General features: G+C 47.0%; 18 protein-coding genes. 7 read left to right on the top strand and 11 right to left on the bottom strand.

Annotated features, from left to right (window positions below):
* Window positions 1–26: 26 nt before the first annotated feature.
* Window positions 27–1,475, bottom strand: coding sequence for an aryl-sulfate sulfotransferase (locus BS614_RS13995; RefSeq protein ID WP_074094441.1), 1,449 nt, complete (start codon window positions 1,473–1,475; stop codon window positions 27–29).
* Window positions 1,476–1,533: 58 nt separating this feature from the next.
* Window positions 1,534–2,091 (bottom strand): MarR family winged helix-turn-helix transcriptional regulator, encoded by a 558-nt coding sequence (locus tag BS614_RS13990; RefSeq protein ID WP_074094440.1) that lies wholly within the window; start codon window positions 2,089–2,091, stop codon window positions 1,534–1,536.
* A gap of 389 nt (window positions 2,092–2,480) precedes the next feature.
* Between BS614_RS13990 and BS614_RS13985 the strand changes: the two genes are divergently transcribed.
* Window positions 2,481–2,888, top strand: coding sequence for a hypothetical protein (locus tag BS614_RS13985; protein WP_074094439.1), 408 nt, complete (start codon window positions 2,481–2,483; stop codon window positions 2,886–2,888).
* A gap of 122 nt (window positions 2,889–3,010) precedes the next feature.
* Here BS614_RS13985 and BS614_RS13980 read toward each other — a convergent pair whose 3' ends face one another.
* From BS614_RS13980 to hemE, 6 genes are all read right to left on the bottom strand, one after another.
* Window positions 3,011–3,643 carry a fumarylacetoacetate hydrolase family protein gene (locus BS614_RS13980; RefSeq protein ID WP_074094438.1) on the bottom strand — a complete coding sequence of 211 codons (633 nt, stop codon included), beginning with the start codon at window positions 3,641–3,643 and terminating at the stop codon, window positions 3,011–3,013.
* A 46-nt stretch (window positions 3,644–3,689) separates the two neighbouring features.
* Window positions 3,690–4,442, bottom strand: a complete 753-nt coding sequence (locus tag BS614_RS13975) for a glycerophosphodiester phosphodiesterase (protein ID WP_074094437.1) — start codon at window positions 4,440–4,442, stop codon at window positions 3,690–3,692.
* A gap of 24 nt (window positions 4,443–4,466) precedes the next feature.
* The gene (locus tag BS614_RS13970; RefSeq protein ID WP_074094436.1) at window positions 4,467–5,888 is read right to left on the bottom strand and encodes a CapA family protein; all 1,422 of its coding nucleotides are present in this window, start codon (window positions 5,886–5,888) and stop codon (window positions 4,467–4,469) included.
* A 185-nt stretch (window positions 5,889–6,073) separates the two neighbouring features.
* Entirely contained in the window at window positions 6,074–7,498 is a 1,425-nt protein-coding gene (hemY, locus tag BS614_RS13965; protein WP_074094435.1) for a protoporphyrinogen oxidase, read from the bottom strand.
* Window positions 7,498–8,448, bottom strand: coding sequence for a ferrochelatase (gene hemH / locus BS614_RS13960; protein ID WP_074094434.1), 951 nt, complete (start codon window positions 8,446–8,448; stop codon window positions 7,498–7,500). The genes hemY and hemH overlap by 1 nt, the downstream gene beginning before the upstream one ends.
* Window positions 8,441–9,505 carry a uroporphyrinogen decarboxylase gene (gene hemE, locus BS614_RS13955; protein ID WP_074094433.1) on the bottom strand — a complete coding sequence of 355 codons (1,065 nt, stop codon included), beginning with the start codon at window positions 9,503–9,505 and terminating at the stop codon, window positions 8,441–8,443. Before hemE ends, hemH begins: the two co-directional genes overlap by 8 nt.
* Window positions 9,506–9,709: 204 nt before the next feature.
* On the opposite strand from hemE, the gene BS614_RS13950 reads away from it, so the two are divergent.
* Window positions 9,710–10,921: an MFS transporter gene (locus BS614_RS13950; RefSeq protein ID WP_074094432.1), complete on the top strand. Its 1,212-nt coding sequence runs from the start codon at window positions 9,710–9,712 to the stop codon at window positions 10,919–10,921.
* A 106-nt stretch (window positions 10,922–11,027) separates the two neighbouring features.
* Here BS614_RS13950 and BS614_RS13945 read toward each other — a convergent pair whose 3' ends face one another.
* A complete protein-coding gene (locus tag BS614_RS13945) occupies window positions 11,028–12,230 on the bottom strand; it encodes a cytochrome P450 (RefSeq protein ID WP_074094431.1) in 1,203 nt (400 codons plus the stop codon).
* 486 nt (window positions 12,231–12,716) lie between these two features.
* Between BS614_RS13945 and BS614_RS13940 the strand changes: the two genes are divergently transcribed.
* Window positions 12,717–13,928: an asparaginase gene (locus BS614_RS13940; RefSeq protein WP_074094430.1), complete on the top strand. Its 1,212-nt coding sequence runs from the start codon at window positions 12,717–12,719 to the stop codon at window positions 13,926–13,928.
* A gap of 188 nt (window positions 13,929–14,116) precedes the next feature.
* On the opposite strand, the gene BS614_RS13935 is transcribed toward BS614_RS13940, so the two are convergent.
* The gene (locus tag BS614_RS13935; protein WP_074096837.1) at window positions 14,117–14,749 is read right to left on the bottom strand and encodes an O-methyltransferase; all 633 of its coding nucleotides are present in this window, start codon (window positions 14,747–14,749) and stop codon (window positions 14,117–14,119) included.
* A gap of 239 nt (window positions 14,750–14,988) precedes the next feature.
* Here BS614_RS13935 and BS614_RS13930 point away from each other — a divergent pair, with 239 nt between their 5' ends.
* From BS614_RS13930 to BS614_RS13915, 4 genes are all read left to right on the top strand, one after another.
* Window positions 14,989–16,143, top strand: coding sequence for a THUMP domain-containing class I SAM-dependent RNA methyltransferase (locus tag BS614_RS13930; RefSeq protein ID WP_074094429.1), 1,155 nt, complete (start codon window positions 14,989–14,991; stop codon window positions 16,141–16,143).
* 212 nt (window positions 16,144–16,355) lie between these two features.
* On the top strand, window positions 16,356–18,356 hold the full coding sequence (locus BS614_RS13925; protein WP_074094428.1) for an LTA synthase family protein: 2,001 nt from the start codon (window positions 16,356–16,358) through the stop codon (window positions 18,354–18,356).
* Between the two features lie 75 nt (window positions 18,357–18,431).
* Window positions 18,432–18,860, top strand: a complete 429-nt coding sequence (locus BS614_RS13920) for a cytidine deaminase (protein ID WP_074094427.1) — start codon at window positions 18,432–18,434, stop codon at window positions 18,858–18,860.
* Window positions 18,861–18,942: 82 nt separating this feature from the next.
* A complete protein-coding gene (locus tag BS614_RS13915) occupies window positions 18,943–19,668 on the top strand; it encodes a DsbA family oxidoreductase (RefSeq protein WP_074094426.1) in 726 nt (241 codons plus the stop codon).
* A gap of 297 nt (window positions 19,669–19,965) precedes the next feature.
* Here the strand turns inward: BS614_RS13915 and BS614_RS13910 are convergent, their stop codons facing one another.
* Window positions 19,966–20,796, bottom strand: coding sequence for an aldo/keto reductase (locus tag BS614_RS13910; RefSeq protein WP_036670089.1), 831 nt, complete (start codon window positions 20,794–20,796; stop codon window positions 19,966–19,968).
* Between the last annotated feature and the right edge of the window lie 260 nt (window positions 20,797–21,056).

The raw sequence follows: 21,056 nt of genomic DNA, 5'->3' as shown, positions 1-21,056 counted from the left end.
TTCGATCTAGTCATGATTCTTGACGCTTAACCGCCTGACTTGCCTTCATCCGACGTTGCCACACAGGCTGCACCCTCCACAAATGGAAGAGTTGTCTCTACGCTCACGATGGATGTAGAACCTTTGGGTGCTGCTCCCGGCACTCTGTAGTTGGAGACATCAATAGCTTCGATCGCAACTTCCTGCGGCTTCTCCAACTGCGGAACCCACTGATAAGGAACTCGATACGAGCGATAGACCATATTGGTATTCCGCCGATCGGTGTAAGGAGAGACATACTCCCATACCAGCTCATGCTCCGCTGTGACTTCGAACAATCTGCCATTGGAACCTTCGGTTATCAGGGTGTTACCGTTAGGTAAACGCTGGGCGGAACTGATGTATGGGCTATAAAATTTATAAGAATCCGTCGGAACCGAGAAACCTGCTTCTGCCGATGTATACTGCCAGACAATCTCCAGGGTGACCGGGTTAATCTCCAGTACACGGGAGTGATCCCGAATCGCATGTTTCAATCCAAATGGAGAAGCCGGATTTGGGAGGCCGTAACCTGCCCAGCCGCCATTGTCGAATACGAGCAAGTTCCCTTCTCCCGGTAGACCTTGGGGAATGATATGTGCATGATGCTGCCCGATAATTGTGCCGATGTGTTTCGCTTCAGGTGAAGTATAGTCTGGCCCTAATCTCCACACGATCTTTCCACTCTGTCTGTCTGTAATGGCGATTATGTTGGCCTCTCTGGCATCCCAGATAATATTGTCGGGGTGGAACCGTTCGTCTCCTTCTTCATAGAATCGGTTGGGTCCGACATAAGAAGCAGAATTAATATGTAACCAGTCACCAACACCACCACCCAGATGACCGAAAGAACGTGTATTCGGATCACGGAACAGGACATTTCGAGCAGCTTCATCAAAACCTAATTCTTCAAAGTGTTCGTTAGGCAGCCACTCCCAGAGTACCTTCCCCTCCCAATCGACTTCGATAATGGCATCATCAAGCAATGGCTTATCTGAAATTTGCGGGTTACTCACATTTTTGTGTGCCAGAATAAGTGTTTTACCACTCTTCGTCTTTGGCGCAAGGCCAGGTGCATAATAACCTACCGGATTCCCCTCACGCTGATAATCATGATGCTGGCGGGCATACCATAATGGCTCATATCCCGGATCTTCGATGTGTTCGTAGCTATTGTATTTCCATACAATGTTGCCGTCCCAATCCACCTGAACCAGATCGACATTATCCTGAATACCGAACTTCGGATCTCTCCGACCCGTGCTGCCCAGCACGTAGCCGCCAGGTAATATTTTGGCCGGAAAACCTAACAATCCTTTCCACAGGTGAACCTCCTTGCCATTCATATCGATCAATACTACGCCTTCTTCACCTGCCTGATAGACGGTATAACCGCCCCAAGCCTTATCCGGATTGTATAACGTCGCTCCAGTTGGATATATTGTTGAGTGTCCCATTGATCATCTCTCCCTAGAATGTTTGTGGTATATCAAATGTCGTTACTTTGACCCAACCTCAATAACTGAGATAGTTCCTCTTCCCGGTATTTTCCCGCTGCTTCTGCTCAAGGTCACTTGCGGAGGACCGATCATGTTCTTGTATCCCGTTGCTCTCCGCCAATTCCAGCACCGTGTCCGAGAATCCCTCCAGATTCGCTACTACCCGCTCGTAGAATTGACTTTGCTGCTCCAGTTCCTCACTCGTAAAACCCTCAAACAGAAGCGTGATACATCGGGCACCGATGTTACTGTTTCTCGCATACATCTCCCGCCCGCTGGATGTGATGTCCAGTAAAACCGTCCGGCGGTCGTCTTCCTTTCGTCTGCGGATGGTGAGTCCCTTTTTCTCCAACTTATCGGTCAGAGCTGTGATTGCACCCGATGTGAAGTCCAATTGTTCTGCCAGATCTCCAAGCCGCTGTTCTCCCTCACGAATGATTTTGTGCAGGATAAGCATGCCTGGCAGGCTGATACCTTCTACAGAGATGCGATCCCGCTCTTTAACGAATCGTCTGACCATTTTGCGAAATAACCAATCCGTCCGCTCCAACGCTTCCCAGTCTCTATCACTCATTTCATAACCTCCTTGATCGTTTGAAGCTTCAATAAAGATACGAAAAAAGGCCCCCGAGGACATTCCTTAGAGGAGTAGTCCCGGGAGCCTTTGGTGGTCCAATCAGCTCAATGCAGTTTTCAGTTCAAATTAGTTCACTGTTCATTTAATGAGTATTAAAATAATTGAGATTATCATATAACCAACTAACCCAACCTGTCAAGTGTGAATTGTATTAGTGATCTTTTCTTGTTGCGGTCGTTCTCAGCTAGGTTGAAATTACTTATCCTGTTTTAAGTTTCACTTCAGGTTTCCCGTTTACACTATTCTCAGATCGAAACATCTACAACTACATCAACGACAAGCTACGATTCAGTTCGTACTCAACTACAGAAATGAGGATTATCCATATGAATATGAAAAGAGTCATTATTATAGGCACAATGATTGTCACCATGTCCTTTGCCGGAACAGCATGGGGCCAATCCGCCATCTCTCCCATACCTACTGCTAAATGGTCCATCGTTGACTTGGACACTCGTGAGGGAAGCAGTGATGAGCTGCTCGACGCTCTGAATCAGGCTTCAGAAGCGGATCTGTATCAGGAACTGTACAGCGGCAAATCACTGAGGACAATTACGGAAGAAAATAACGGGAATTTGGATGAGGTCATTGCTATACAAGTAAGACAGCTCAGAGAGCAGTTGGATGAACGGCTCGCAAATGGAAGTATCAGCTCGGAGCAACATGCTGCACAACAAGCTGAACTGGAAGAGTTGGTCACACAGAGCGCAAATACAGCATACAGCTTGGCGTAAATTAGTAGGGTATCCGTACGATGAAGGTATAAACATATATCCACGATAGCACGACAAAAAGGAGCGTATACACGCCCCTTTCTTGTAACCTATTCATTTCAAGCAGGTATGATGTGTAATCCTTATTGCACTGCCCCAATCGTGCAGGCACCCAAGGATTCGCCGTCCCATGCCAGTTCGAGCACATCTCCTGCTTGTGTTGGTCCAACACCTTCCGGTGTTCCTGTAAAAATGACATCGCCCGGCCCCAAGCCGTAATGATGACCTACATAATCCACAATATCCTGTAAACTAAAGATCATGTTACGAATATTACCACGCTGGACTTCCTCACCATTTTTGGTCAATGTAAAGTCTTTCTCCAGTAATGCTGCCGCACCCGGGAATGCCTGAAATGCAGTAACCGGAGCGGAATTTTTGAATCCTTTGGCCGCTGTCCACGGGTGGCCCTTTTTCTTAATCACGGTCTGTACGTCACGTAACGTAAAATCAATACCAAACGCATACGCATCCACCAGCTCATCTACCGCCATACCTGGCTCATAACTCCGGCCGATTTGCACGACCAATTCAGCTTCATAGTGAACTTCACCCTTGCTAGCAGGCAATTCAAGCGTTTCACCATTCAGGGGCACGACTGCATGAGAAGGTTTCATAAAGATCATTGGTTCATCCGGAACCGCGTTACCCAATTCTTCCGCATGAAGTTTATAATTGCGTCCTACACAGTATACATTGCGAATGTTAGTCAACATGGGTATATTACCACCTTTATCGGATTCATTAGTGCATATAGTAAAGTTAAGGTCTGAAAAATCGGCTGCTCGTCTCCTGAAATGCCAACTCCCACACGTCAGGACGGTTCGTACATAACATCAGTTCTGGATCAACTGCCGCCAGTTTCTTCATAATGGTCTTGTCATCCACTGTCCAAGCCATCACCCGAATACCTGCACTCCGCATCTCGTTCATTAAGGATTTGTCTACATTGGTGTATCCAATCGAGAGGAATGAACAATTCATCTGCCGCAGCGCGGTTAACAGGTCACCTGGTCGTGCATCGATAATTAGCCCCGTCTGGATCTCCGGTGCAAGTTTCTTCACTTCGATCAGAGCGGCTGGTTCAAATGAGGTGATCACAACATCATTTTGCATATGTCTTTTTCTCACTTCATGTATAACAGCCGCAGGCAGACCCGGGTACATGTCTCCCTGCGTTTTCAGTTCAATGTTCAAACGCACTCTGCCGCACGAGCGATCTAACAATTCACTTAGCGCCGGAATCCGTTCTCCTTTGTAAGACTTGTTTTTCCATGCTCCGGCATCCAGACGTTGCAGATCAGCCCAATCGGTTTCCCGAACCAGACCCTTGCCATTCGTCGTGCGATCCACTGTAAAATCATGAATGACCACTGGTACACCATCACGCGACAACTGCACATCCAGCTCCATCCACTGAACTTCAGGCCGCTCCATGGCCATCAGGAATGCAGCCATCGTATTCTCTGGTGCAATAGAAGAAAATCCACGGTGTGCTACACAAAGGTTGTTCATTCGATTCCCTCCTCAAAAAGGTTTTTAATTAGGCGAAGCGACTCCATTCCCATCATATCGAATACCTGGGGAGAGCTTTGCCATCTGTTCCAACAGCAGTTTGTTCGCCTCATCAATCATTGGAATGGCCTGACCTAACCCGGCCTCATAAGGGATAACTTTCATGCTGCAAGCTGCATCTTGACTACAGCGAGCCTGAAATACCGCCGTTTTCCACGTCTCTTCGGTTGTTGATCTGGAGAAAATGAAATTTCCCGTACTGTACGCAATCCACTTCCCCTTATAGTACTCCAACCCTTGCAACACATGAGGATGACCACCTATGACCAGATCAGCGCCAGCATCTACAAACTCATGAGCCAATCGGGTCTGGTCACTATTCGGAGTACTTACACGTTCCTCTCCCCAATGTGCAACCACGATCACCAGATCAGCCTTCTTACGGGCCTCCTGGATCGCTTTGACTGCTCCTGTGGAATCATAGGCTTCAGCTACGCCAGCCCGATTGCCTTCCGCCTTCCAACTCGTTTCCGGTACAACTCGGGAGAACCCAAGCAATGCAATCTTCATGCCTTTGCGTTCCAGATATGCTGGTGCATAGGCCTCATCCCTGTTCATACCTGCCCCGGTGTGAGCTATGCCATATTCCTTGAGATAAGTTAACGTATCCACCAAGCCCTCTACGCCCTGATCCAGAATATGATTATTGGCCAAATTCACAGCATCAAAACCGGCTGAAGCCATTGCCGCCAATGCTTTGGGCGATGATTTGTAGACATAGGTTTTATCAGCTGCACTGGTACCACCCTGAGTTATTGGTGTCTCTAGGTTACCGATGGTAAGATCATCATCCTTGAATAATCTGCCGAGTTTGGCAAAGGGATAATCATAACCGTTTTTATCCAGCAGTTCAGCAACTTTGCCCGAAAATTGAATATCACCCACAAAGTTAATTGTGACATCCTTCGCTGAAGTGGAAGGTTTCGACGTCCCTGATTCCTGATCCACACCTGCATTTCCCTTGGTGCCGGACGGTGTCGAATCTGCCGCAGGTTTTTTCGTTCCGGATTCTGCTTTCTCACTATTGGTATTGCTTGAAGTGTCAGGTGTCGCTACTCCAGATGTCTTATCTGCATCCGCTGTTGTCTCTTCATCCGTAGCTTTAGGATCTTCTTCCGAAGTCTCATCGGATTCCGAGTCTGGAGAACTTATTTGATCGCCGCCTTTGGCATCGTCTCCAATGGAAGGCTGATCCTGATCCACGATTTCTTGTTTCACTGGCTGGTCTGCCTGTTGCTGACGTGTATTAATGACATAAAAAATGCCCACCAGACCAATTGCAATGATCAATACAATATTAACTGTCCAGATGATTGTGATTGTATTGCGGGTGCGTTTACTACCTTTTTTCTTCTTTACACTTCGCTCTGATCTTGGGGGATACATAAGCAACTCCTCTTCTTCTTCACAGCCATACATACCATTATATCAGGCATATTCTGGATTTCCATCATTCCTTGGAACTGTATCGATTGAAAGGGTATGAACTCAGTTAGCTTCCAGATCTTCACATAAAAAAAGCCATCTCTCCAGTAGATAATTCTACGTTTGAGACAGCTCTCTTGCTGTACTTAATCTGCTGCAAGCTCTTGTGTAGCCTGAACAGACATTTCCTTCGCTTGTCTGATGCAATCAGGCAAGCCTACGCCCTCATAACCTGCACCTGCAATGTACACACCCGGTAATTTGCTGCCAAGCTCCTCACGGAGGGCGGCAATATGTTGGAGGTGTCCCACCGGATACTGTGGCATGGATTTACGTAGCCTTGTAATCTCGGAGAAGATCGGCACCGCTTCAATACCCATGGTCTCTCTCAGATCCTTGAGAACGAGATTCGTCAGCGCTTCATCCGGAAGCTCTACGTTCTGTTCGTCACCGGAGCGACCAACATAACAACGAAGCAGCACCTTATCATCCGGGCTCGTATGCAGCCATTTCGTCGATGTCCACGTGCAAGCCGTAATATTACGGCCCTCTTTCCGCGGAACGAGGAAACCCGATCCGTCGAATACATGCTCCACCTCTTTTTTCTCAAAAGCGAGCACCACATTGGCTACAGACACATAGTTAATCGCATCCAGTGCCGCTGTATCGACGTGAGGCTTCAGCAGCTCCGACGCAACATATGTTGGCACAGTAACCACTACATCATCCGCTTCTAGCTGTTCACCATTCTCCAGTTCAACACGGTATCTGGTCTCCGCTTCGTCAAGACGTTGCAGCGACTTCACCGCAGTGTTCAGAAGTTGATCCACATCCTGCAACTCATGGACAAGTGCATGAACAAGGCTCTGAAGTCCCTGGCGAAAGTTCAAAAAAGCGCTCCGTTTTGTTCCGGTATGCGTCTCAGCCGGTTTGCGACCCGTCATCATGCCCCGGATCAAGCTGCCGTAATCGCGCTCTACTTCTCCGAACTGCGGGAAGGTAGCCTGGAGGCTCAATCGCCGCATATCACCTGCATAGATTCCTGCGAGCAGTGGTTCCGTCAAGTTCTCCAGCACTTCAGCTCCAAGACGGCGTTCAATCATATAACCGAGCGATTCATCCTCTGTTGTACGACGTGGCGGGATGACAAAATCCATCAACGCCCGCAGTTTGCCTGCCGGAGAGACCAGACCACTTCTCAAGAATGGTCTTAGTTCTGTCGGGATACCGAGAACAAGTCCTGCTGGCATAGGATGAAGCTTGCCACGCTGCATGATATACGTTTTCTTCGACTCCGGATTCTGACTGACCAATTCATGATCAATCTCCAATTCTTTAGCCAGGTCAATCATTGCTGTTTTGCGAGCCAGGAAAGAATCCGGCCCTTTTTCAATCACAAATCCATCCCGGTGCAGTGTCTCAATCATGCCTCCCATGGACGAGCTTTTCTCGACCAAAGTAATCACGGGTTCAACGCCCGCTTCCCGGTAATGCTTGCGGATATAAAATGCCGCGCTGAGGCCGGTAAGGCCACCGCCGACAACAACAACACGGCGTTTCTTATCACCCATTACTCATCCGACCCTTGCTGCCATTGGCTTATAATAACGTCGCTTAACGTCTCCATGTAAAGAGGATCGCTATTGAGAGAATCAATACGCATCAGGCGCATGTCGATCTCTTTGGCAATCGTTTTGGCCTCAATATCGAGATCATAGAGCACTTCGAGATGATCCGAGACAAACCCGATTGGTGCCACAAGCACATCCTCTACCTGTTCACGAGAAAGCTCCTGTAACGTATCCAGAATATCCGGTCCAAGCCAAGGCTCAGCTGTTCGTCCGGCACTCTGCCACGTAAATTGCCAATTGGTTATTCCTACACGTGAAGCAATCACTTCTGAAGTCTCCAGCAATTGTTGCGGGTATGGATCACCCATCTCCACAATACGTGCCGGCAGACTGTGCGCACTAAACAACACCTTCACATCTCCGCGTTTTGCTCCAGCTTCTTCGAACGCATCCAACTTGGCACTGACACGTGTGGACAACGCCTGAATTAACTTCGGATGCAGATGATAACTCTCAATAAAGGACATATGAACGCCCAGCTCTTCTGCTTTTTCACGCGCACGTTTGATATAACTGCCTACACTCATCGTGGAAAAATGAGGAGCCAGTACAATACCAATCGCTGTCTGAATTCCATCCTTCGCCATCTGCTCCACGCCATCCTCAATAAACGGATAGGCATGCTTCAGTCCTTGATAACAACGGAATTCCACATCAGTGCCACGCTCATCACGGTTTAATGTCTCTTGAAGGGCCTTGACCTGATTGTCTGTGTTCTCCCGAAGTGGGAAAACACCGCCAACAATCGCTTCATAACGATCCGTCAGTTCTTTCAATTGCTCTGGTTCAGGCGGACGTCCTCTGCGGATATGTGTGTAATACGCTTCAACACTCTCCATATTTTCTGGTGTGCCATACGACATCACCAGTACACCTACAGTATTAGTCATTGGTTACCGTCACCCCAGTCTTCATTGCTTCGGCAGAATATTCATGAATATACGCCGTTAGTTCTCTGAGCTTCTCTAGCGATGCTTCAGGAAATAATCCGTGTCCGAGGTTGAAAATATAACCCGGCTCCTTGATTCCTTCGTCAATAATCACTTTGGCTTGCTCTTTAATCAGTTCCATCGGGGCAGTCAGCAAATATGGGTCCAGGTTACCCTGTACTGCAAATTTGCCACCAAGACGTTGACGCCCTTCCGAAATGGAAACTCTCCAGTCCAGTCCAATCACATCGGCTTGCAGATTATGCAGTGCTGGCAACAACTCACCGGATGCAACACCAGGGAAATAAATCTTCGGTACATTCAAATCCGATAATTCGGTAAAGATACGGGTAATCGTAGGCAACACATATGTTCTGAAGTCTTTGGGAGAAAGTGCTCCAACCCAGCTGTCAAACAACTGGAATGCCTTACCGCCATTCGCAATATGCGCACGGACATATGTAATAACCATATCACCAAGCTTCTGCATCAGCTTGTGCCACACCTCAGGCTCGCTGTACATCATCGTTTTGGTGCGGATATAACCTTTCGAAGGTCGTCCTTCAATCAGATAACTTGCAATCGTGAATGGTGCGCCCGCAAACGTAATAAGAGGCACATCAAGCTCCTTATCCAGAATTCGAATGGTTTCCAGAATATGTGACAGATCTCCTTCTACGTCGATGGGACGCAGCCGATCCACATCTGCAGCCGAACGAATAGGATTATCAATAACTGGACCAATATTTTTTACAATGTCAAAATCAATGCCCAGAGAGGCAACCGGATTCATAATATCAGAATACAAAATAGCCGCATCTACACCAAGTTTGCGTACCGGCATGAGTGTAACTTCAGCCGCCAGCTCGGGTTGTTTGCAGATCTCTAGCAAGGAGTACTTTTCTTTAATTTTGCGATATTCAGGATCGTAACGTCCAGCTTGACGCATGTACCATACCGGGACGCGGTCTACCTGTTGTTTGAAACTTGCCCGAATCAGTCGATCATTATAGCTCATGTAAGAAGCCTCCAATAGTTTTTGGACTCATAATTACCATTATGCCCTTTTTAAACAGCCGTAACAACCACATGCAGATGCGTTCTACGTGACAATACTATGACATTCCTTACACCCATCCCTCATATGCCAATTATGTTATAATGAAAGAATGGTGTTTTTTTGAGAATTACAGAAATATCTTTGAAAGGAAGTGAAAGCACTTTGAAAACGTGGAAAGTAAACCTCATTGTGCTTTGGTTCGGACAATTTTTGGTCAATTCGGGCATGACCATGATTACCCCATTTTTGTCTCTTTATCTCGCAAGAGATCTGGGCGTTGTTGGCGAACATGAAATTGGCATTTGGGCGGGATTTATTTTTGCAGCCAATTTCCTCACCTCATTTTTGTTCCAACCGCTCTGGGGCAAGTTATCGGACAAGTATGGCCGTAAAGTTATGCTGCTGCGTTCGGGATTCGGGATGGCCATCGTAATTGCCCTTATGGGTCTGGCACAGAATCCTTGGCAGCTTCTCTTATTGCGTTTGCTTAACGGTACCATCTCCGGTTTCAATCCTGCAGCTGTTGCACTGATATCGGGTACCACTCCGAAAGACCGCATGGGTTTTGCCATGGGAATCAGTCAGTCCGGGCAGGTTGCCGGCACCATCCTGGGTCCACTCATTGGTGGCTTGTTAGCGGATGCGGTAGGCTTCCGCCCCATTTTCTACATTACAGGTGGACTGATCTTTGTTGCTTCCATGCTCGCCATGTTCCTGGTGAGAGAGAAGTTTGACCGTCAAGAAGAAGCCAAACTGCCGGCACAATCCGTATTGTCCGGTCTGAAGGAATTGAACAAGTCACCTCAACTGCCCGCACTGTTTGCTGTGACGTTTCTGTTGCAGTTTGCGATGATTAGCCCCATGTCACTCTTGCCGCTGTATGTGCAAAAATTGCATGCTTCGGATGTAAATGTGGCCTTCTGGGCAGGACTTGTCGGTGCAGTTACGGGACTATCCAATATGGCGATGTCTCCGATTCTCGGGAAGCTGAGTGACCGGATTGGTCCTCACAAGGTGCTGACGTTCTCCCTCATAGGTACAGGACTCATGCTTATTCCGCAGGCATTTGTTCAGACCGTGTGGCAGCTCATTCTTGTTCGTTTCATGATGGGGGTGTTCATGGGTGGCCTGCTTCCGAGCGTTAATGCCCTGATCCGTTCCTATACATCCGATAGCATGATCAGCCGTGCATTCAGTTTTAATACGAGTACTCTGGCGCTCGGCAACATGCTCGGAGCAATCATTGGAGGATTTATGGCAGGATTCATCGGGATCGAAGGTCTGTTTATCGTCTCTGGCGGACTGCTGCTGCTTAATATGGTTTGGGTCCGATTCAAATTGTACAACAAACCTGCTTCTATTCGGGAATCCTGATTCCCTATCCATTTCTTAATGAGTCCATCTTACTGTTTCATTTGAAAAAGCCGCTTCCAGCGCCTAATTGGCCTGAGAGCGGCTTTTGTCATTCATGCGCCATTCATCATTTATTTATTAGATTGAATTCTATCGGATAATGTTTCACACCAAACACAAAAGCACTTTGTATCGGTTGCAGAGCCGTTCCAGGCACAAGCTGAATGTGCTCCATGTGCTGAAGCAATGTATGAAGAACTACCCTTGCCTCCAATCGAGCGAGTGGTGCACCCAAACAAAAATGAATGCCAAAACCAAAGCCCATATGCCTGTTCGGCTTGCGATCAGAGATGAAATCTTCCGGGTTTTCAAATTGGGCACTGTCCCGATTGGCTGCTCCAACCCAGGAAATCACCTGCTCTCCAGCTTGAATCGTCTGACCATTCAACTCTAGAGTTTCCTTGGCGACCCGCCCAATCGCCACAATTGGCGGATAATATCTCAGCGTCTCTTCAATCGCAGAAGTAATCCGTTCAGGCTGTTCGCGCAACTCCTGTTGTAGCTCGGGTTGTTCAGACAGAATACGAACCGCATTGGTAATCAGGTTGGTTGTTGTTTCATTACCGGCAGCAAGTAAGAGAATACAGAAGCCCACTACTTCATCTGAAGTCAATTGCTGACCATCAATCTCCGCAGCAAGCAGTAATGAGATCAGATCATCTTTTGGCTGCAACCGACGTTCTTCCATAATGCCAGTGAAATAGATATGCAACTCCTGCATATTTCTTTTTTTCTCCTCCAATAACTCCTGGAAGGCCTGCTCACTATCGTCACGTGCGCCTTTCACCAACACATCAGACCAGTCTTTGAACTTTTGACGATCCGCCGCAGGGACTCCGATCAATTCCGCAATGACAATGACGGGCAGTGGTGTTGCAAGGTCATCAATAAGTTCCATATGTCCTTCTGACAGGTGTGGAGCAATTAACTCATCTGTGATTTCCTGAATACGCGGAGCCAATGCTTCAATTGCCTTGGGTGTAAACGCCTGATTCACCAGATCACGCAGCTGCTTGTGTTTGGGAGGGTCTGTCGTCAACATGCTCGTATTGGCACGATCACGTGCAGAAGAGAATAGTTTCGGATTTTTCAGAACGTACTTCACATCTTCATAACCAAAAACATCCCAACATTCTCGATGCTCATCATAGCGGACTGGAGTGTTATCACGAAGTTCTGCATACACCTTGAAGGGAGATAACCTCTCTTCCAAAGTCTCCAGTTCCCGAATCGGAATGTAATTTGCATACTTTCTCGGTGCCTGTTTCATCGTTTCTCCTCCAATCAATATTATATATTTATTTACATATGTTGATCACCCCTATTATAAACATAACTCTATAACGAAACCACTCTTTAGACCGTAATTGAGCCCCATTACCTAATATGCGTTACTATCATCCTCTCATTCTGTTACCTACTTCTGATATGAGTCCCAATTCGACATTTTTTTATTAAAATGCTTCATTTTATCAGGACAAAAGACTCAATATGTAATATTAACTAACATTAAGAAGTCTTTTTTTTCTTCAAAACTACTAAAACCAGCTCTCTTCTATCTCTATTAGAATGAATATTCTTTCGTAATTCCTCATAAATAACCATTTTACTCTCATTATCTACGTATGTAACCGATTACTCTACCATTATCTATGTTTGTCATATTACTTAACATGAAATACAATCAATTTGAAATGGTATACAAATTCTTCTTAACAAACTTAACATCACACTTACTTGAAGGAGAGTGCTATTCATGAGTAAAACATCCAATCTTCGTCCCTGGGCCGTATGGAGTACCGCAGCTTTAACAGCATTGACCATCTCGTTGTCCCCCATTGGTACCTACGCCGCGCACGCAGCTACGGTAGAGGTGAAAGGCACAACAGGTGCTGTTCAGACAGCAACTACTACTCCAGCTCGCAATACTTCCATCCCTGCAATACCAGACTCTTCCAAGCAATCTGCACTTCCTAATGTATTGGTGATCGGAACTGGCGGAACGATTGCCGGTCAATCCGAGGACGCCACCAGCTTCCAGAATTACAAGGCAGGTACGCTTCCCATTGGAGAGATGGTAGACGCCTTACCGGATAAACAGAAGATTGCTGATGTTAGCACACTCCAATTCGGAAACTCAGGTTCAGGTTCCTATAGCATGAGCGACCTCTATGACTTGTCGCAGACGGTAGACAAAGCTCTGGCAATGTATGACAGTGTTGTCGTTACCACGGGTACAGATACAATGGAAGAAATCGCTTATTTCCTCGATATGACGGTTCAGAGTGACAAACCTGTCGTGATCACAGGCTCCATGCGTCCATGGACCGTCATCGGTTCTGACGCTCAAGCCAATCTGTACAACGCCATCAAACTTGCAGGTAGTGGTCGTACCACTTCATTTGGCACAGTACTCATGTTGAATGACACAATCCAGCTTGCTCGCGGTGTAACCAAGACAAATGATTATCGGACAGATACGTTTGAAACGCCGATGCTCGGCGCTGTAGGATATATTGATGAAGAAAACATTCGAATCTACCGTGCTCCTGCACGTGCCTTGAAACCTGAAGGCACAGCAAAGCCCGTATTTGATCTAAGTAAAATCACAAAGGCAGATCTGGCCAAAGTAGAAATTGCGATCTCATATCAAGAAGCTAGCGGCGGAGCCATTGAAGGATTCGTGAGCAGCGGTGCCAAAGGAATCGTGACTTCCGGTACCGGAGCTGGAGGTATCTCCAGAGCTATGGGACAAGCTCGTACCAAAGCCATTGAAGAAGGTGTCATCTTTGTGACCACCACTCGGACGGGTTCAGGAAGTGTGTATGGCGGCGGCAAAGGTATCATTGCAGGCGACAACCTCAGTCCACAACAAGCTCGTGTATTATTGATGCTGGGTTTGTCCTTCAGTGATGATTTTGACACCATCAAAAAATGGTTTGAAACGTACGGAACACCTGAAGTATAAATAAAACTACTACAACAATATCTGTAAATACAAAGAAAGAGACGACACATTTTTGATCATTCAAAATGTTGTCATCTCTTTCTTTGTGTGTTTTTAGAAAACTCCGTACAAAATCACGATCACCATCACAAACATAAGAGCGTGAGCTCGTGTTTCATCGGAGTTTTATCTTTAGGAAATTTTCACTTTCACTTCACCCAGGCAAGTACCAGCCCATCGTAATCCGGCAACATCGTCGTCACCAGACGCGGGTCGCTTGCCATCTGTTCATTGAAGCGACGAACAGCCAGCACGGCCGGGCCCTGCTTGTCCGGATTCAGCGTACGACCACGCAGGAAACAATTATCACCTACAATGACAGCACCTGGCCGAGCCAGCTTGATGGCATAATCGAGATATACCGGATAATTCTCCTTATCTGCATCAATAAAGAAGAAATCAAATGTGCGACCTTGCTGCTCCAATTGCTCCAGGCTGTCTGCCGCCGGGCCAATGCGGTACTCCACCTTTTCGCCAAAACCGCCTTCCTCCAGATGACCACGCGCCATTGCCGCATATTCCTCTTTCAGTTCCAGCGAAGTCAGGGTTCCATTCTCACGCAAACCACGCGCAATGCAGATCCCACTGTAACCGCCCAGCACGCCGATTTCGAGCGCAGCTTCTGCTTTGGATGTCTTCGCTAGAAACGTGAGCAATCGTCCATATGCCGCCGCAACCGAAACTTCCGGCATACCGTTCGAACGGATGGCCTCTTTCACTTTCAGCAAAAGCTCATCCTCTTGAAATAATTGATTTACATATTCATCAGGGGTCAGATTCACCACTAAAATCCTCCTTGGACACTTGGACTGCTTTCCATATGGATGCCAATGTTCTATAATAAATGTTTGTTATCAACACAGGCGGTTGACTGATGCATCACTTCGAAAGAGGCGTGCATACGTTCACCGCATTTCTCATTGTAAGTTTTTTCACGGAAAGCGGCAAGGCCGCACCGTTACTATACAGCAGAGAGAAGGATTTCCCTTCTCCAGCTTGAAATGGAGTTGAAATGAATCACATGGCTCAATTGCAATTGATTGCAACCTCGGCGATGGGACTCGAGGCTGTTGTTGCCCGGGAACTGAAGCAACTGGGGTATGAAGATGTTACGATCGACAACGGCCGGGTTTTCTTTACAGGAGATTATATTGATATTTGCCGTTGTAATCTGTGGCTGAGAAGTTCGGATCGTGTATTGGTGAAAATGGGAGAATTCCCTGCCACGACTTTTGACGAATTGTTTGAAGGCACCAAAGCGTTGCCTTGGGAAGAGTGGATTCCAGCCGACGGCGAATTTCCTGTAGAGGGTCGTTCTCAAAAATCCCAGTTAAGCAGTGTGCCTGCATCACAAGGGATCGTGAAAAAAGCAATCGTAGAGAAACTGAAGCTGACTTATGACACAGAGTGGTTCCCAGAGGATGGGTCTCGTTATGTGATTGAGGTCATTCTGCTGAACGATCGCGCCCTGCTTACTTTAGATACGACGGGACCAGGTCTGCATAAACGGGGTTATCGTAAACTCGTTACCGAAGCGCCACTCAAAGAAACACTTGCTGCGGCTCTTATTCAGCTCAGCCGCTGGAATGTATCCCGCCCATTCTATGACCCGTGCTGTGGATCAGGCACAATGCTGATCGAAGCCGCTATGATCGGCTGGAACATTGCACCAGGACTTCGTCGGACCTTCAACTCTGAGGACTGGGCTGTCATTCCTGAAGAATTGTGGGAACAGGCGCGCGAAGAAGCATTTGATGCTGTACGTGACGATGTCCCGTTACAAATTTCAGGTAGCGATATTGATCCGGAAGCGATTGAAGTTGCTATGGCAGCGATCAAAAGTGCTGGGTTCGCCAAAGATATTGAAGTCAGCGTCTTGCCCGCTCATCGCGCTAGACCACAGGGTGAATATGGTGTCATCATTACCAATCCCCCATATGGTGAACGTTTGAGTGAAGAAAAAGAAGTTCAGAAGTTGCTCCGCTCATTAGGGCGCAGTTACCTCGACATGCCAACATGGTCCTTTTTTGCAATCACGTCAACCAAAGCTTTTGAGGAGTATTTCGGTCATAAGGCAGACAAACGTCGCAAGTTGTTCAACGGACGAATTGAAACCCAGTACTATCAGTATTTGGGCCCACTGCCCCCACGAAATAAAGCACCACAATCTTCATAATCAATGCAAATACAAAGTGCTCCTGCCATCCATGGCTCGGGCACTTTTTTGTGCGCTAATCTGGTCATATGAATTCACCGACTTCGCTCTTCGAATCCGCAGAAATCAATTCTTCTGAGGCATAGTTGAAAACACATGAGGCCACGCTATAATGGATGGAGCCCTATTTTACATTCCGATTACAAAACAACAAAAGCAAGGGGGACATACATATGGTTGTCACTCGGCCTTCGCGCAGCTCTATGCCACGCGGGCTTCTAAATCATCCACTAACGTTATATCTTATTTTTCTTGTGCTCATGCTGCTCAAACTCATGTGGCTCCATCACAATCTTCACGCTTATAACATTACGATGGGACTGCTGGATAAAGTCATTGCCATTGGATCTTTACTACTCTTGTCCTTCTGGACCTGGTTGCTGCCACGTAGAGGCATGATCGTGTCTCTCGCCGCGCTTAACCTGCTGCTTACCGCACTAATCTACGCTGATATGGTGTATTATCGCTATTTCCAGGATTTCTTGACCATCCCGGTTTTGTTGCAGGCGAGACAAGTTGACGCATTGGGTGACAGCATCGCCACATTGATCTACACCAGTGATCTCTGGTTCTTTGCCGACTGGCTTGTCGTCATTCCGTTCGCAGCTATCGTACTGCTCAGCAGAAGTTACCGTTCGAAGTACTCCAGTACATCTGTTACTGGTTACGGGGGTTATTCGTATAACGATCGCAAGGCACGGTTACGCCGTCGTCTCACTGCTGGCAGCATTGCCCTTGTGCTGGGACTTGGCCTCGCTGTCGGCCCGATTTATTTTTACAGTAAAACATGGGCCAAGGGCCTGTTCGATAACAACTGGTGGAATGTATCCATGTACAATGTGACCGGACTTCTCGCTTTTCACGGTTATGATCTATACAACTATGCCAAAGACCACATTGGCTCCGGACCGCAGGCTGAACCCGCTGATGTTGAACAAGCAAAAGCGTTCTTTGCTGAAAGGCGAGGAACTGCCCCGCAGAATGATGCCTTGTTTGGCGAATATAAAGACAGCAATGTCATCATTGTTCAGGGTGAGGCTTTTATGAACTTCATGATTGGTCAGAGCATTGGCGGTCAGGAGATCACACCGCATTTTAATGAACTGATGAAAGAAAGTCAGTATTATAGTCACTTTTACCACCAGACCGGTCAGGGCAGAACGTCAGATGCCGATTTTGGTGCAAACATTTCCCTACATCCACTTCCGGTTGGATCAGCGTTTGTACGTTATGCAGACCATACGTATGATTCCCTTCCTTCCATCCTGAAGGATAACGGTTACAGCACCAACGTATTTCACGCTTATGAGAGTGGCTTCTGGAATCGGTATACGATGTATCAGAACATGAAGTACGACAAGTTTTATAGTAAAAATGATTTTGCACAGGATGACCCGCTTGGCTGGTCCCTGTCTGATGAATCCTTTTTCCGGCAATCCGTTGAGAAAATGAGTAGTGAGGTGACCGAACCGTTCTATTCCTTCCTCATTACACTCAGCAGTCACCATCCATACGCCTTGCCTAAAGAGAAACAGCAGCTGGATGTAGGCGAGTTCCAGGGAACCATGTTTGGTAACTATTTGCAATCCGTTCATTACGTGGATTCGGCGCTCGGCAAGATGGTCGAGGATCTGAAAAATCGGGGATTATGGGAAAATACCATTTTTATGTTCTACGGGGACCACGACAACTCCATCAAGGAACAATCACAATACGAACAGTTCCTAGGACGTTCGCTGAACGAACTGGATATGGCACAGATCATGAACGAGGTTCCCCTGCTTGTGCATTTACCGGACGGAGCAGCTGCCGGAACCATCAACGAACCTTCAGGACAACTGGACATCACGCCATCCGTATTGCATCTGCTCGGCGTGTCCGACCAGTCCTATTATCATATGGGTAACGACGTATATGACGGGTCTGGGCGTACGGTTGTGCTGCGTAATGGCACATTCTCGGATGGTTCTGTATTCTATATTCCATCGGATGATTATATCTATGAGAGCGGTGCTTGTTATGACCTCTCCACACGCGACAAAACGGATATCAATGCATGTCGTCCCGCTCATGATGAAGCAACCAAACGATTGCATGTCTCGGACACGGTCATTACTTATGATTTGATTCAGCGTTTTCAAGAGGAAGACAATTCAATAGCAACACCGCAATGAGCAATATCGTAATGACAAGCTAAACAAAAACACGAAATGAATTAAATTGGATTTAAAAAGGGGAACTTGCATTACATGACATCACACAATGAACCACTCAATATTGAACAGCAATTGTTCGATGCAGCCGCAAAATTTGTGAAGCAACGCTATCCTCAGGGATGGGGCGGTGCGGGTGCCGTCTATACCGAAACTGGCTCCCTGCTGATTAGCGTAGCTCCAGAGGTCATCAACGATGCCACGCATCTATGTTTGGAAACAGGAGCTTATCTGGAAGCCCACAAATTGAACGAGCGTGTCACCCACTCCCTCTGTATCGCTCGTGATGACGAGCATTCGGAATTTAAGGTTCTTACACCTTGCGGTGTATGCCAGGAACGATTATTTTACTGGGGTGAAGAAGTCAAAGCTGCCGTATACGATCCTTCTGGTCAACTGGTCTTTAAGAGACTGGATGAGATTCAACCTTACCATTGGTCCAAGGCATATCGGGATAAAAAGTAATTTCCTTGCGAATTATAGAAAGTGGCTTTATAATTGTAACCATATTGGTTTCAACTAAAAGGATGATGGAGGTTATAATAAAATGAATATTGAGATATGGTCTGATTTTCTGTGCCCTTTCTGTTATATCGGCAAACGCCGCCTGGAGAATGTACTGGAACAGTTCCCACACCGTGATGAAGTGAAGCTGCAATTCAAAAGCTTCGAGCTTGATCCAAACGCTGCATTGAACCCAGGCAAAACCAATTCGGAATATCTGGCTGCCAAATATAATATGAGCGTGGAACAGGCCAAAGGTATGAATGCCCAGATGAATGCCAACGCTCGTACGGCAGGACTGGAATACAATATCGATGCCATGATCCCTACGAACTCCTTCTCAGCTCACCGCTTGACACACTGGGCAGATACACAAGGCAAAGCGCTTGAACTGAGTGAACGGATATTCCAAGCTGTGTTTATTGAAGGTAAACACTCCGGCGACCCTGAAGTGTTGGCTCAGTTAGCAGAAGAAGTCGGCTTGGATCGAAATGCAGCTGCGGCAGTGCTGTCCAGTGATCAATTCACCGACAATGTCCGCGCTGACCAAGCGGAAGGCGAGCAACTCGGTATCCGCGGTGTACCGTTCTTTGTATTCGACCGCAAGTTCGCCGTATCGGGCGCTCAGCCTGACGAGGTGTTCCTGGATGCCATTCAAAAAGCATGGGACGACCGTTCCCCTTTCACCATGGTTGAATCCAACACAACAGAAACAGACGGCAGTGGCATCTGCACAGATGACGGATGCGAAGTCCCGAAAAAAAATTAAGCCAATTCACACACACAAAGCAGCAGGATCAGGGAGTATCCCCTGATCCTGCTGCTTTTTTTATATGCTACACACCACTCAAGCTCATTGTATATACTTGTGTTTGATGAACAGTTACTGTGGAGGGGACGGAATCGATTCTGAAGAAGCGAAGCGTTCGCCTTTGTCTTCATATTTTATCCTCTAAAAAGAGGAATCAAAAAAATTTGGAGACAACAGCGATCAAAAGAACGATTCCGTAACCGGAACAAACACAAGTAGTTGATCAAACACTTATATTCAATTAGCGCCACCCACTTAATCCCAGAACAGTTGATCCGGATGTGGACCCGTCCGCTTATCGGAATCAAGTGCATCAATCTGTCTCAACTCATCCGGCGTCAATTCAAAGTCAAAGATGTCCGCATTCTCACGAATCCGCTCCGGGGTAACCGACTTCGGAATCGTCACAATCTGATTCTGAATGTCCCAGCGCAGAATGATCTGTGCTGGCGTTTTCCCATATTTCTGGGCCAGTGCTTTGAGGGTGGACTCTTGGTTCAGCTTACCTTTCATGATCGGGCTCCATGCCTCCAGCTGAATTCCCTGAGCCCCGCAGAAATCCTGAAGTTCCTGCTGGATCAGACCTGGATGCAGCTCTACCTGATTAACCGCAGGCACCGTTCCGCCCTCATCTATGATATCTTGCAAATGGTGAACTTGAAAGTTACTCACACCAATTGCACGGATGCTTCCTTCGCTATATAGACGTTCGAATGCTCTCCACGTCTCCTTGTACTGGTCTCTGCCAGGCCAGTGAATTAAATAAAGATCAATCACATTCAGTCCAAGCGCCTTCTGACTGGCTTCAAATGCTCTCAACGTTGAGTCAAATCCCTGATCCTCGTTCCAGAGCTTCGTCGTCACAAACAGTTCGTTACGGGCAACACCACTGCTTGCAATAGCTTGTCCCACTTCTTCCTCATTGCCATAGATGGACGCGGTATCAATACTACGATATCCAACCTCCAAAGCGGTCTCAACCGCCTGTTGTACTTCCTTACCTTTTGCTTTATATGTTCCAAATCCTAGCCATGGCATCGTTACTCCGTTGTTCAGAATCGTACAATCTGTAATATGTTTTGTCATTCTGTACCTCCCGTATGGAACTTTGCCTGCTCTTGTTCTATTAACCTTCTCACAGAATTTTAAGCGACCATTCGACATACTATCGGAGTAAACCCATGGATCGAGAGTCTTTGCAAAAGATATGAAAAACCCGCAAAGCATTACTGCCCTGCGGGTTCTGATGTGACAGGAACGTTATAAATCCCCTTGACCGTGCTGACTCTGGATTGAATTCATTTTCCTCTTCTTCTTTTGTGTTTTTATCGTAACTTTAATTGATT

This window comes from Paenibacillus xylanexedens (genome assembly GCF_001908275.1).
Taxonomy (GTDB): Bacteria; Bacillota; Bacilli; order Paenibacillales; family Paenibacillaceae; genus Paenibacillus; species Paenibacillus xylanexedens_A.
The sequence above is the reverse complement of the archived record's forward strand: the minus strand, read 5'-3'. Positions and strand labels throughout refer to the sequence as shown.

Excerpts from the sequence above, each read along its gene's own strand:
- BS614_RS13940 (WP_074094430.1), top strand. The coding sequence starts at position 12,717 with ATGAGTAAAACATCCAATCTTCGTCCCTGGGCCGTATGGAGTACCGCA.
- BS614_RS13975 (WP_074094437.1), bottom strand. The coding sequence starts at position 4,442 with ATGAACAACCTTTGTGTAGCACACCGTGGATTTTCTTCTATTGCACCA.
- hemY (WP_074094435.1), bottom strand. The coding sequence starts at position 7,498 with ATGGGTGATAAGAAACGCCGTGTTGTTGTTGTCGGCGGTGGCCTTACC.
- hemH (WP_074094434.1), bottom strand. The coding sequence starts at position 8,448 with ATGACTAATACTGTAGGTGTACTGGTGATGTCGTATGGCACACCAGAA.
- BS614_RS13970 (WP_074094436.1), bottom strand. The coding sequence starts at position 5,888 with ATGTATCCCCCAAGATCAGAGCGAAGTGTAAAGAAGAAAAAAGGTAGT.
- BS614_RS13910 (WP_036670089.1), bottom strand. The coding sequence starts at position 20,796 with ATGACAAAACATATTACAGATTGTACGATTCTGAACAACGGAGTAACG.
- BS614_RS13915 (WP_074094426.1), top strand. The coding sequence starts at position 18,943 with ATGAATATTGAGATATGGTCTGATTTTCTGTGCCCTTTCTGTTATATC.
- hemE (WP_074094433.1), bottom strand. The coding sequence starts at position 9,505 with ATGAGCTATAATGATCGACTGATTCGGGCAAGTTTCAAACAACAGGTA.
- BS614_RS13945 (WP_074094431.1), bottom strand. The coding sequence starts at position 12,230 with ATGAAACAGGCACCGAGAAAGTATGCAAATTACATTCCGATTCGGGAA.
- BS614_RS13980 (WP_074094438.1), bottom strand. The coding sequence starts at position 3,643 with ATGTTGACTAACATTCGCAATGTATACTGTGTAGGACGCAATTATAAA.
- BS614_RS13990 (WP_074094440.1), bottom strand. The coding sequence starts at position 2,091 with ATGAGTGATAGAGACTGGGAAGCGTTGGAGCGGACGGATTGGTTATTT.
- BS614_RS13925 (WP_074094428.1), top strand. The coding sequence starts at position 16,356 with ATGGTTGTCACTCGGCCTTCGCGCAGCTCTATGCCACGCGGGCTTCTA.
- BS614_RS13995 (WP_074094441.1), bottom strand. The coding sequence starts at position 1,475 with ATGGGACACTCAACAATATATCCAACTGGAGCGACGTTATACAATCCG.
- BS614_RS13920 (WP_074094427.1), top strand. The coding sequence starts at position 18,432 with ATGACATCACACAATGAACCACTCAATATTGAACAGCAATTGTTCGAT.
- BS614_RS13985 (WP_074094439.1), top strand. The coding sequence starts at position 2,481 with ATGAATATGAAAAGAGTCATTATTATAGGCACAATGATTGTCACCATG.
- BS614_RS13930 (WP_074094429.1), top strand. The coding sequence starts at position 14,989 with ATGGCTCAATTGCAATTGATTGCAACCTCGGCGATGGGACTCGAGGCT.